Source organism: Cellulophaga sp. RHA19 (genome assembly GCF_002813425.1).
Lineage (GTDB): Bacteria > Bacteroidota > Bacteroidia > Flavobacteriales > Flavobacteriaceae > Cellulophaga.
In genome coordinates, this window is record NZ_PHUL01000001.1 from 1,133,572 (window position 1) to 1,147,257 (window position 13,686).

Here is a 13,686-nt window from a genome sequence, read left to right on the forward strand (position 1 = left end):
CAATCAAAAAAATAAAAAGTTATGTTTAAAAATCAATTAAAAATAGCGTGGCGTAGTCTTAAAAAAAATCCGTTACAAACAGGTATAAATATTCTTAGTCTTACTGTAGGTACAATATGTTGTTTAATAATAATATCATATGTTAATGCACAATTTGGATATGATACGCAACATAAAGATGCAGCTTCTATATACAGAATACGTACTAAAATAAAAACAAAAGGCAATAACAGTATAAATGCAGACGTAGCTACAAGTAGTCCGCCAATAGCTTTTGCTTTAAAAGAAGATTTTCCTGAGGTGGTAGATGCTTGTAGAGTTGTTTATTTTGGGTCTGGAGAAGAAGCACTTATTCGTAACCCTAAAAATAACCAAAGTTATTATGAGAGTAAGGGGTATGTAGCCGATTCTACTTTTTTTAAATTTTTTAATTATACAGCTGCAGAAGGTAATTTAGCCACAGCCTTAGAAAAGCCAAATAGTATTGTTTTATCTAAAAAATTAGCTTCAAAATTATTTCAAGATGAAAATCAAATTATAAATAAAACATTGGTTATTGGTGCAGGAGAAGATCAATTTAACGCAACCATTACTGGAGTTTTTAATGAACCAGCAAACCCAACTCACTTAAATCCTAATTACATACTGTGCATGAACTCGCCTGGTATTGGCGAATATGCTAATAACATAACTAATTTTGCAACACAAAACTTTGCATATACTTATATTAAACTTGGTGCCAATGTTAGTAAGGCTAGTTTAGAAAAAAAGTTGCCGAAGTTTATGTTAGATCGTGGAGGAAACGATTTAGCAGATATGGGGTTTGATAAAAAATTGTTACTACAATCTGTTACAGATATTCATTTACACTCTAAAGGAATAGACAAGCAAATTGAAGAAGTTTCTAACATTGAGTATTTGTATGCGTTGCTATTTTTAGCCTTTATAGTACAACTAGTTGCTTGCGTAAATTTTATTAATTTAAGTACTGCAAGGGCAAGTAAAAGAGCAAAAGAAATAGGGGTAAGAAAAGCCATTGGAGCACAAAAAAGTTCTTTGGTAAAGCAATTTTTAAGTGAGTCTATTTTAATTGCGTTTTTAGCAGTATTTATTAGCATACCTATAGTTTTATTATTGCTTCCGGTAGCTAATGTATTAACAGGTGGCAACATAGAGCCAGAACACATACTAAACCTTAAAATTTTATTATTGTTGGGATCTATGGGCTTGTTAACAGGTTTAATAGCAGGCATTTACCCTGCATTAGTATTGTCTTCTTTTAAGCCGTCTAAAGTGCTAAAAGGGGCAACAGAATTACAGTCTAATAATGGTTTGTTAAGGCGTGGTTTGGTTGTTTTTCAGTTTGTAGTATCAATAGTTTTAACAGTAAGTGTTATAATAGTATCACAACAACTAAAGTTTGCCAAGCAAAAAGATTTAGGCTTTAACAAAGACAATTTGTTAGCAATACGTTTAGGAACCCAAGAATTACAACAAAACTATAGTGCCATACAATCACAGTTACAAGGAGTACCTGGTGTTAGTTCTGTTACAGGGAGTAACAATTATCCATCTAGATCTATTATGGGCGATTTGGCAATGCGTTTACCTAGTCAGGATGATGATAACCTAACTTCTGTATATTACAATGGTATTACTCCTAATTATTTAGAAACAATTGGCACTAAAATTATTAAAGGTCGTAAGCTTAGAGCAACAGACTCCACAGGTATATTAGTAAATATGGCAACGCTAGAGGCTTTTAATATTGATATAGAAAATGCCTTAGCAGCAAAAATTATAAGTAGTTATGGTAGTGAAACAGAAGAATATGAAGTAGTAGGTGTAACAGAGAATTTTCATTTTGAAGATTTTAAACAGGCAATTTCTCCTATGCTTATATATAGTGAAACAGAGCCAGACTGGATAGTTGCAAGGTTAGAAACCAGCAACATAAAAAGTGTTTTGAGCGGTTTAGAGGCCAACTGGAAAAAAGTGAATCCGTATGCACCGTTTGAGTATGTTTTTGTAGATAAAGAAACAGAAAGGTTATACGCAGAAGAGCAAAAATTATCTAAAATATCTATAGCCTTTAGTATTTTGGCCATCTTAATTAGTTGTTTAGGATTGTTTGGTTTAGTGTCTTACGTTGCAGAGCAAAAGAAGAAAGAAATTGGGATACGTAAAGTTTTAGGTGCTAGTGTAAAATCTGTTGTACAATTATTAACCAAAGATTTTTTAAAGCTAGTATTGGTTGCATTTGTAATTGCATCTCCAATAGCATATTACTTTATGCAAAATTGGCTACAAGATTTTACTTATAAAATTGAAATTAAATGGTGGGTATTTTTATTGGCAGGTGGTTTTGCAATGCTAATAACAATTGTAACTGTTGGTTTTCAGTCTATAAAGTCTGCAATAGCAAACCCAGTTAAAAGTTTACGAACAGAATAACTCTTTTTTTAACGTACAAATTATGGACACTTAGTGTAAAAAATTTAGACACTTTCAAATTTTTTGAATCCTAAATTAAGTGTAAGATATTAAAAATCAGTGGCTTGTATTTTTGGCACAGAATTAGAATATTAGTAAGCATCAATCAAAAAACGAACAGTAAAGAATAAAAATTATGTTTAAAAATCAATTAAAAATAGCATGGCGTAATTTAAAAAATAACCTGTTTTTTACATTTTTAAATGTATTTGGCTTAGCTATAGGTGTTGCGGGAGCGCTACTAATTTCATTATATATTTATGATGAGCTTAGTTATGATAAAATGTTTGCAGATGAAGCACTAATTCATAGAATAAATGCAGATATAAAATTTGGGACATCTTCTAATAATTTAGCTGTTGTAACGCCACCAATGGCATCAGTTTTAGAAAAAGAATACTCAGAAGTACAGCTAGCAACAAGGTTAAGAGGTTGGGGCGGAATGTTGGTGCGCCAAGCAAACTCTACTAAAAATATAAAAGTTAATGGTAATGCTTTTGCAGATCCTTCTTTTTTTAAAATGTTTGGACTAGGCTTATTACAAGGTAATACAGAAGCAGCATTACAAGAGCCAAATACTATTGTAATTAGTAAATCTACAGCAAAAACACTTTTTACAGAAGAGCAAGTAATAGGTAAACAAATAGTTTTAGATAATGATGAGGTATATACGGTAACAGGAGTTATAGAAGATTTTCCTAAAAATTCGTTTTTAAGAGATTATAGTATGCTTATGTCTATGGCTAGTAACCCAAATGCAAAAGAAGTTACTTGGGGAAGCAACAACTTTAGCACTTTTGTAAAGTTAAATGCTAATACTAACATAGCTAGTTTTAATAAAAGGTTGCAAAATGTATTTACAAGTTATGTTGTACCCTATGCTCAAAAAACATTTGCGCCTACAATGACGGTAGAACGCTTTAAAAGCGAGGGTAATTCTTATGTTTTTAGCACTATACCGCTACGTAAAATACACTTACACTCAGACCGTGTAGCAGAATTAAACCCCAACAATAGCATACAAAATATTTATATTTTATCATTTATAGGCTTGTTTTTAGTGGTTTTAGCAAGTGTAAATTTTATGAATCTTTCTACAGCTCAATCCCTTAAAAGAGCCAAAGAAGTTGGTGTTCGTAAAACATTAGGTTCTTCTAAATACCATTTAATAAAGCAATTTTTAATAGAGTCTGGTTTGGTGGCTTTTATAGCATTAATTTTTGCTGTCTTGCTTACTTTTTTAGCATTACCATATTTTAATGACTTAGCAAATAAAAGCATAGAAATTCCGTTTTTAAATCCGTTTTTTTGGATTTCACTTTTGGTTTTCACACTGTTTTTAGGATTACTTTCTGGCAGTTATCCGGCATTTTTTATGTCAAAATTTAAACCAGTAACGGTATTAAAAGGAGGAGGTAAAACAACAGGTACTGGCGGAAAAATAAGAAACGGATTGGTTGTTTTTCAATTTGCAATCTCTGTGTTTTTAATGGGCAGCACATTGGTAGTTTTTCAGCAATTACAATATATAAAAGGTAAAGATATTGGTTACACCAAAGAACAGGTTCTGGTTTTAGATGATGTATATGCTGCTGGTGACCAAGTAACATCTTTTAAACAAGAAATAGAGAAATTAGCAAGTGTAAAAAGTGTGTCGTTAACAAGTTTTTTACCAACGCCATCTAACAGAACAGACCAATCTTTTACGGCAAAAGGAATAGCTGTTGAAGATGCAGTAGTACAAATGCAAAAATGGGATGTAGATGAAGATTATATTCCTACCTTAAGTATAAATCTTGTTGCAGGAAGAAATTTTGACCCTAAATATAAAACAGATTCTACAGCTATTATAGTAAATGAAACAACATTAAACAGATTGGGAATTAACCCAACGGATGCTATTGGAATGGCATTTGTAGATGATTCTGATACTACAGAATATAAAGTTATTGGCGTGGTTAAAGATTTTCATATCTCTACATTACGTAATACAATAGATCCTGTAAGCTTTAGGCTAAGCCGCAGAGTAAGTAGCAAATTAGTAGTAAAACTAAGTCAAGGAGATTTTGCTAAATCTATAGCAAGTATAGAGGGTTTATGGGCAAATGTAGCTTCAGAACAACCATTTAATTATTATTTTTTAGACGATTCTTTTAACGATGTTTATAAAGCAGAAGAGCGTTTAGGTAAAATATTTATTGCTTTTACCATTTTATCTATACTAATAGCTTGTTTGGGGTTATTTGGTTTAGCAACATTTAATGCAGAAAAGCGAATTAAAGAAATAGGAGTACGCAAAGTGCTAGGAGCAAGTATAAGTAACATTGTGTACAAATTAACATTAGACTTTTTAAAACTAGTAGCAATATCTATAGTAATTGCTATACCGTTGGCTTGGTTTGTAATGACAAAGTGGTTAGAAGATTTTTCATACCGAATAGAAATTAACGGATGGTCTTTTATTTTAATTGCGATGTTGGTGCTTACAATTTCAATTGTAACAGTAAGTTATCAAAGTATAAAAGCAGCAATATCTAACCCAGTAAAAAGCTTACGAACAGAATAAAATCATCAATCAAAAAATAAATAGAACCTATGAAAATCAATCAAATTAAAATAATAACAGCACTTTTTTTAGTAGTAATGACTATGAGTGTTAGGGCACAAGTAAGTGAAAAAAAAGTAGCAGCATTTAATAAAGTAATTATTAGTCCGCACATACAAGTAACTTTTGTAGAAGGAGAAACAGAAAGTGTAACAATTGAAAGTAGCACTGTAGCAGAACATAAGATAAATGTTGAGGTTTCTGGAAAAACTTTACGTGTATATTTAGAAGGGGCAAAAGAGTTTACTAAAAGCGAAAAAACAAATAAAAATGGCTACAAACAGCGTACATCTATCTACAAAGGTACCGTTGTAAAAGCTGTTGTTACCTATAAAAATATAGAAGAATTATCTTTAAGAGGAGAAGAAACTATAGTGTGTAAAAGTCAGTTTGCCCAAAACAAATTACGATTAAAAATATATGGAGAATCACAAGTGTTTTTAAATGATACAGACCTTAAAGAATTGCATGCTACTATATACGGAGAAAGCTTTTTAGAACTAAAAAAAGGTAGTGTAGAAAACCTGAAAATTACAGCTTACGGAGAAACTAAAATTAACACTTTAGGCATAAAAAATGACAATACAAAAATTACAGCTTACGGTGAGGGTAGTTACCGCGTACAGGTTTCTAAAAAATTAAAAGTTACAGCTTATGGTGAGGCAACTGTTGCTTACCAAGGAAATCCGGAGTTAAATAAAGGTCTAATTATTGGCGAAGCAACTATTCAAAAAATACAGTAAAGACTAAAAATTATGTTTAAAAACCATATTAAAATAGCATGGAGAGGTCTTAAAATGGACAAGATGTTTTCTGCATTAAATATTTTAGGACTATCAATAGGCTTAACAATAGCAATACTACTTTTCTCTTTTATTTCTTTTGAAAAAAGCTTTGACAAACAATATAAGAGCTACTCAGATATATACAGAGTGTTGGTTAATACTACAGGAGATGCTTTTGATAAAGAAATTATGGCAACAGCTCCGGCAGCAGTTGCACCAGCTTTAAAAGAAGAATTGCCTACAGTAAAATATGCAGCCAGAATGTTGCAACACAGCTTTGGCGAAACAGCCTTTATAAAAGCAAATAATAATAATTTTTTAGAAAAAAGATTGTTTTGGTGTGACCAGGAACTTTTTTCAATTTTTGATACTAAATTTATAAAAGGAGATCCTGCTTCCGCAATTACAAGACCTAATACCGTTGTGTTGTCTAAAAGTGCAGCAGAAAAATACTTTGGAACTATAGACCCTATGGGGAAAACTATAAAAGTAAATGATAAAACAGAATTAGAAGTAACGGGTGTTTTTGAAGACTTTGCTAAAAACAGTACGGTAGATTGTAATTTAATAGCATCATTTAGTACCACATACTTTTTTAAAGAACCAAGCTGGAGCAACTCTAGTTTTGAGACTTATGTGCAATTAAAAGACAATGCATCTAAAATGACTTCAGAAAATCAAATGCAGCAAATTTTAGATAAAAACGTGGACAAGCAAGGACAATGGTATACACTTTCTTTACAGCCATTATCAGAGGTGCACTTATATTCTAACGGTTACACAAGTACATACACATCTAGAATTGGTAGTATTTCTGAAATTAAAAACTTATCGTTTTTAGCATTGCTTATTTTACTTATTGCTTGCGTTAATTATATGAATTTAATGACAGCACGCTCTCAAAAAAGAGCAAAAGATGTGGGTATAAATAAAACGCTTGGAGCATCATCTAAAAGTTTAGTTGCTAGGTTTTATGCAGAAACAGGTTTGCTAACTCTAATTGCATTATGTATTGGTATTGCACTATCTATTGCAATTATTCCTGTTTTTAATAGTATAACAGGTGCTAGTTTAGATTATAAATTTTTAATAACTCCAACTTTTATTATTGGTGTATGTGTTGTTTGGTTGGTAACTACATTGGTGGCGGGTTCTTACCCTGCTTTTTATCTATCAGGATTTTCACCTAGTTCTATATTAAAACCAGCAAACAGAACCGTAAGTAATGCATTTATTAGAAAAGCATTGGTTGTATTTCAGTTTACAGCTTCTGTGGTTTTAATTGTGGGTGTATTAGTTGTGTACCAACAGTTAGAGTTTATGAAAAATAAAGACTTGGGTTATAAGCCACAAAACGTTGTAGCTATTTCTACAGCTGCAATTAAAACTTACAATAACAAACAGGCTTTAGCAAGTGAGGTTAAAAAACTAAGCTCGGTTATAGAAGTTGGTTCTGCCCAGGGTTTTCCTGGTATGGATGTAAGTGGAAGATCTTTACATAAAAACGACCAAGATGAAAACGGAAAAAATATACAAACCAATGTAGCAGATGCTAGCGTTTTAGATGTATTGCAATTAAAGCTTTTAGCAGGTAAAACATTACCAAACGTGAAGCAAAAGGGCGATACGCTTGTAGATGTGGTTTTAAATAAAAAAGCAATTGCATACTTAGGTTTAACACCAGAAGAAGCTATTGGCAAAAAAGTAGATATGCAGTTGGGAGATGATGCTACAATAATTGGTGTTGTAGACGATTTTAATTTTGAGTCTTTACACAAACCAATTGGTGCTTATGCTTTTCATAACAGTAGGTTTGAGGGCAAGCCTTACTTGCTTGTTCGTTTTAATAGCACATCTATAACAAGTACAATGAAACAATTAGAAGCTGTATATGCTAAGGTTGCTCCAGACTCTAGTTTTGATTATACGTTCTTGGATAAAAATATGGAACAGCTATATGCGCAAGATCGTAAAATGGCACAAGTTGGATTGTTATTTTGTTTGCTAGCCATTTTTGTAGCGTGTTTAGGCTTGTTTGGTTTAGCAGCATTTACAGCAGAGCAACGTAAAAAAGAAATAGGTGTGCGCAAGGTGTTGGGCGCAAGTGTAGTAGGCATAACGCAAATGTTATCTAAAGATTTTTTAAAGTTAATAGCTGTGTCTTTAATAGTGGCTTTTCCTGTTGCGTATTTTGTAATGCAACAATGGTTAGAGGAGTTTGCTTTTAGAGTAAATATTAGTTGGTTTGTGTTTTTTATAGCAGGTATGTGTGCTATTTTAATAGCGCTATTAACGGTAAGTTTTCAGGCAATAAAAGCAGCAACAGCAAATCCAATAAAAAGTTTAAGAACGGAGTAAATTTTACTCTATAAAATAATAATTATGATTAAGAATTATTTTAAAATAGCGTTTAGAAACTTATTTAATAATAAACTCTTTTCTTTAATTAAGATTAGTAGTTTGGCTATTGGCCTAAGCGTGTCTTTTGTTATTGGTTTAATGGTGTATTATGATTTTACTTTTGATAAATTTCATCCAGACAAAGATCATATATACAGAGTAACAACAGAGTTTGTAACTCCAGAGGGTAGTTTTTATAATCCGGGAGTTTCAGTTCCTTTAGCTGATGCCTTAAAACAAAATTCGGCTAGTTTGGCTGCTGTTGCCCCTTTTTTAACTACGTATCCGTTACATATAAAAAACACAGCAACAGATAAAACATTTAAAAGACCAGATTATGTAATTTATGCAGATAAAGGTTTTTTTAATGTATTTAAATATAAATGGTTGGCTGGCTCTAAAGAAAGTGCGCTAGAGAGTCCAAATCAGTTAGTATTATCAGAAAAAAGAGCTAAAAAATATTTCCCCAATACCGCTTATACAGATATAATAGGCGCAAATATGGTGTATAATGATACCATAAATATGCAAGTAACTGGTGTGGTAGCTAATTTTACAGAGCGTACAGATATTGTTTTTGAAGAGTTTATATCATTAAAAACAGCTCATCAGTCAGATATGACAAGTGCTGTATTAAGTAGCAATTGGAACGGAACCAACTCGGCTTCACAATTGTTTATAAAAATAGCTAAAAATTCTAGTGCTAAAAATGTACAGCTTACACTAAATAAGTTAGCAAAAGAACATAAAGACCCTAATGAAGAAGAGTTTGGTAATGAGCGTAAGTTTTATATGCAGCCACTACAAGAAATGCATTTTGATACTAACTATTACACTTTTGATTTTGACTCGGAGCCAGCAAGTAAATCGGTACTAATAAGTTTAGGCTGTATTGCTCTTTTTTTACTGCTGTTAGGTAGTATTAATTTTATAAATTTAAATACAGCACAAGCAACGCAAAGAGCAAAAGAAATTGGTGTTAGAAAAACACTAGGAGGCTCTAAAAAACAACTAATTTATCAGTTTTTAGGAGAAACTTTTTTACTAACCATTTGTGCAGCAATTGTGTCCATAGCACTTTCTTTTTGGCTGTTAAATATATTTGCAAACTATATACCAGCAGGTCTAAGTTCAGAGCTGTTTGCAGAGCCAACAGTTATTGTATTTATTATTGTATTACTATTAGTTGTTACATTATTATCTGGTTTTTATCCGGCAGTAGTACTCTCTCATTTTAAACCAATAGCAGTACTAAAAAATCAAATTGTAGCTTCTAATGATAAAACATCATTACGTAAATACTTAACTGTTTTTCAGTTTATAATAGCGCAGGTTTTTATAATAGCAACGCTTTTAGTGGGTAAGCAAATAGCATTTTTATTGCAAAAAGATATGGGTTTTAGAACCGAAGCCATAGCATCTGTTAGAGCTCCTTGGTATACTATGACGCCAGAAAAACAACAACGATTATTAACTAAAATTGAAGCCATACCAGAGGTAAACAAAGTTAGTTTAGCAGAATATCCGCCAGCATCTTTTAGTACTAGCGCAACAAATACTAGTTATTTTGATGAAACTAATGCACCAGTACATACAGAACTACAATTATTATATGGCGATAAAAACTATTTAGATATCTACGGAATTGAATTACTTGCCGGAAGAAAGCAAAGCAATGATAGTATTAAAGAATTTGTAATTAACCAAACGTACTTGCGTTTATTAGGTTTTAAAAAGCCCAACGATGCTATAGGAAAAATGATTAAAAGTGAAGGTGAAGAACACCAAATAGTAGGTGTTATGAAAGATTTTAATCAGCGTTCTTTAAAAACAGGAATTAAACCATTGGCTTTTGTAGGTACAGGCGGAGCAAACAGAAAATTTAAAACATTTCATATTTCTTTTGCTAATGTTAACGGAGAAAACTTATCTAATGCAACTAAAAAGTTAGAAAATGCTTGGAACAGTGTTTACACAGATGAGCCTTTTGAACTTATTTTTATGGATGAGACTATAAAACACTTTTATAGCCAGGAACGTAAAACTGCTGTATTGTTAAATTGGGCAACAGGTTTAGCTATTGCAATTAGCTGTTTAGGTTTACTAGGTCTTGTGGTTTATACTACAGAACGCAGAACCAAAGAAATAGGTATACGTAAAGTATTAGGAGCATCTTTATTAGAACTAAATCTGTTGCTAAGTAAAGAGTTTTTAAGCTTGGTTGCTATTGCATTTATAATTGCTGCGCCAATAGCCTATTTTGGTATAGATTATTGGTTGCAAGACTTTGCAAATAAAACTAATTTAAGTTGGTGGGTTTTTGCAATTAGCGGTGTTATTATGCTAATAGTTGCAATGTTAATTATGGGTGTGCGCACTTACATGTCATCTACTAAAAATCCAATAAAAAGTTTACGAACAGAATAAAATACAAATTATGTTATTAGAATTAAACAATATATACAAGTGGGTACAGTCTGGCGGACAAAAAATATTTTTGCTAAAAGACATTAATTTAAAAGTAGAAGAAGGCGAGTTTATTTCTATTATGGGGCCGTCTGGTTCAGGAAAATCTACCTTACTTAATATTATAGGTATGCTAGATGTATTTAATGAGGGTGAATATAATTTTTTAGAAGACTCTGTGCACAATTTAAAAGAAAAACACCGCTCTAACTTGTATAAACAGTACATTGGTTTTGTTTTTCAGGCCTATCATTTATTAGATGAGCTTACCGTTTATGAAAACTTAGAAATGCCATTGTTGTACAAAAAGTATGGCTCGTCTGAGCGTAAAGCATTGGTGGCAGATATGCTAGATAAATTTAATATTGTAGGCAAACAGAACCTGTTTCCTAGTCAGCTTAGTGGTGGTCAACAGCAGTTGGTAGGTATTGCAAGAGCCTTAATTTCTAGTCCAAAACTTATTTTAGCAGATGAGCCAACAGGTAATTTAAACTCTAAGCAGGGAGAAGAAATTATGGAGATTTTTAAAGAGTTAAATAAAGAAGGCGTAACAATTATACAGGTTACACACTCAGAAAAAAATGCGGCTTATGGGTCTAGAACCTTAAATTTATTAGACGGAAGACAAGTATAAAAGTATATAAAAAAGAACACAACAGCCCCCACCGTTGTGTTCTATCTAGGCCTAAATGCAAAAACCTAGTTTTAATAAGAAGGATTAACTTACAAAAACCCTCTTATCTCGTTTATGCGGTTTTAAGTAAAATCAGAGAAAAAGTTTTGGTTTTAGTTTTTCTGTATTTGTGTACATAAGCCAAATATTCATTTCTTTTTCTTTCGTGATTTTCAAGATAAAAAGCATCACATTCTACAGTGTCACATTCTAAATTACCAAGTGCAGTATTGTTATACCTACGCATTTCTACTACCATCTCTGCATTTTCTTTTTGTAAATTTTGCAGCTCTTGATTTATAGTTTTTTGATTGGCAATGCGCTTTTCTATCTCTATTAAATACCCTAATTCTTCAGCAATAAACTCTAAGTTACTTATCCAATTGCGCAGCTCTTCCTTGTCTTTTTTCATCATTATGCTGCCGTCTTCCTCGTGGTTATAAAACAATTTTGAACTCATACTACAGTATTTATATCTATATAATTATTTTTTTGTTCTACGTTGGTTACCGTAAGGGTTTTTTCTCCTGCTGGGAACTCCCATAAAAGTGTATCGCCTTTTGCGTAACCAATTACGGCAGTGCCCATAGGAGTTAAAATAGATAATTTTTTGTTTTTTAAATCACTATCAGATGGCTTAACTAATTGAAAACTATTTTGCCATCCTTCTTCTGCGGTAATAGTTACAATAGAGTTAAACCTAATAACATCTGTAGGCATATCTTTTTCGTCTTTTACAGTAGCAGTTTTTAGCTCGTTATTAAGCTTAGCAATAGATTTTTTATATGTTACGTCTTTATGATAACCAGATAGGTTCATCAATTTTTTTAACAACACATATTCTTTTTTTTCAATAATTAAGCCTCCGTATTTCATCTTCTTATCTGTTATTTATGGAAAAATTCCTCTTTGTACATAAGCCTGTTCTAAACGTTCTATGGCAATATTAAAAGCAGCAGTACGCATATCTATATCTTTTTCTAAAGCAGTTTTCATTACTTTATTAAAAGACTCTTTTAGCTTTTTGTGCATTTTTTCTAATACTTCATCTAGCTGCCAAATTTCTCCGTTTCTATTCTGCAACCATTCATAATAACTACCAATTACACCACCAGAGTTGCATAAAATATCTGGAATAATAGCAACACCTTTTTCTAGTAATATTTTTTCAGCTTCTACGTCTGTTGGTCCGTTGGCACCTTCAGCAATTAAAAAAGCTTTAATACTATCTGCGTTATTTGCCGTAATTTGGTTACCCAAAGCGGCTGGTACACAGATATCGCAATTAATGCCAAAGAAGTTTTCGTTTAATATTGGTGTAGCATCATTAAAGCCTGCAACAGCACCATTGTGTTCCATAGTATGCTTGTATAAATCTTCAACAGATATTCCGTTTTCATTTATAATAGATCCAGATGCATCTTGTACGCCAACTAAAATGGCACCTTCATTTTCTAAAAAATGAGAAGTCCAGTAACCAACATTACCAAAACCTTGTACAATGTATTTTTTATCTTTTAGGCTTACTTTTTTATTTTCTGCCCAAAATTTTATACTTAAAAATACGCCATAACCTGTAGCCCTGTCTCTACCTTCAGAGCCTCCGGCACCTACAGGTTTTCCTGTTACAACGTGCATATTTTTAGAGCGTTCTGATGGTGCTTTTGTAGACATGTATGTATCTAAAATCCACGCCATTGTTTGCGGATTTGTGTTAACATCTGGTGCAGGAATATCTAATTCTGGACCAATATTATCTCCTAAAGCATAAGTAAATCTTCTAGTAATGCGCTCTAGTTCTGCTTGTGAATATTTACTAGGATCTAGTTGTATACCACCTTTGGCACCACCGTAAGGCAAACCTGCTAAAGAGGTTTTCCAGGTCATCCACATAGCTAAAGCTCTGGCAGCATCTATATCTACAGTTGGGTGATAACGTAAACCACCTTTATATGGGCCAAGCGCATTGTTATGTTGTACTCTATAACCTGTAAATACCTCTACATCTCCATTATCCATTTTTACAGGAAAATGCACAACAAGCTCGTTGTTAGTGATGCTTAATATTTTTCTAATATTAGGATTTAAGTTTATGTTATCTGCACTATAATTAAATTGTCGCATAACATTATCTAGCATCCCTTGCTTCAACTTTTTTTGTTGTTTTGCTATCATTATATTTAATTTAAAACTAATTCTTTTCTGGTTTCTTTTTTAGGATTAAAGTCTTGGCCTATTGTCTGTTGATACTCACTGCAGTTGTA

General features: G+C 32.2%; 9 protein-coding genes. 6 read left to right on the top strand and 3 right to left on the bottom strand.

Annotated features, from left to right (window positions below; translation table 11 throughout):
* The first annotated feature begins 21 nt into the window (after positions 1–21).
* The 6 genes from AX016_RS04920 (at position 22) to AX016_RS04945 (ending at position 11,383) form a co-directional block, all read left to right on the top strand.
* Positions 22–2,454 carry an ABC transporter permease gene (locus tag AX016_RS04920; RefSeq protein ID WP_100894551.1) on the top strand — a complete coding sequence of 811 codons (2,433 nt, stop codon included), beginning with the start codon at positions 22–24 and terminating at the stop codon, positions 2,452–2,454.
* Positions 2,455–2,629: 175 nt separating this feature from the next.
* A complete protein-coding gene (locus AX016_RS04925; protein ID WP_100894552.1) occupies positions 2,630–5,059 on the top strand; it encodes an ABC transporter permease in 2,430 nt (809 codons plus the stop codon).
* A gap of 29 nt (positions 5,060–5,088) precedes the next feature.
* Positions 5,089–5,841: a head GIN domain-containing protein gene (locus tag AX016_RS04930; protein WP_100894553.1), complete on the top strand. Its 753-nt coding sequence runs from the start codon at positions 5,089–5,091 to the stop codon at positions 5,839–5,841.
* A 12-nt stretch (positions 5,842–5,853) separates the two neighbouring features.
* Complete coding sequence (locus tag AX016_RS04935) at positions 5,854–8,241, top strand: ABC transporter permease (RefSeq protein ID WP_100894554.1); 2,388 nt, start codon at positions 5,854–5,856, stop codon at positions 8,239–8,241.
* Positions 8,242–8,265: 24 nt separating this feature from the next.
* Complete coding sequence (locus AX016_RS04940) at positions 8,266–10,710, top strand: FtsX-like permease family protein (RefSeq protein WP_100894555.1); 2,445 nt, start codon at positions 8,266–8,268, stop codon at positions 10,708–10,710.
* A 10-nt stretch (positions 10,711–10,720) separates the two neighbouring features.
* Positions 10,721–11,383: an ABC transporter ATP-binding protein gene (locus AX016_RS04945; RefSeq protein WP_100894556.1), complete on the top strand. Its 663-nt coding sequence runs from the start codon at positions 10,721–10,723 to the stop codon at positions 11,381–11,383.
* Between the two features lie 112 nt (positions 11,384–11,495).
* Here AX016_RS04945 and AX016_RS04950 read toward each other — a convergent pair whose 3' ends face one another.
* The 3 genes from AX016_RS04950 to AX016_RS04960 are packed head-to-tail and all read right to left on the bottom strand — an operon-like array spanning position 11,496 to position 13,597.
* Positions 11,496–11,882, bottom strand: a complete 387-nt coding sequence (locus AX016_RS04950) for a hypothetical protein (protein ID WP_157811087.1) — start codon at positions 11,880–11,882, stop codon at positions 11,496–11,498.
* Positions 11,879–12,298 (bottom strand): GreA/GreB family elongation factor, encoded by a 420-nt coding sequence (locus AX016_RS04955; RefSeq protein ID WP_100894558.1) that lies wholly within the window; start codon positions 12,296–12,298, stop codon positions 11,879–11,881. The genes AX016_RS04950 and AX016_RS04955 overlap by 4 nt, the downstream gene beginning before the upstream one ends.
* A 15-nt stretch (positions 12,299–12,313) precedes the next feature.
* Positions 12,314–13,597, bottom strand: coding sequence for a Glu/Leu/Phe/Val family dehydrogenase (locus AX016_RS04960; protein WP_100894559.1), 1,284 nt, complete (start codon positions 13,595–13,597; stop codon positions 12,314–12,316).
* Positions 13,598–13,686 lie beyond the last annotated feature (89 nt).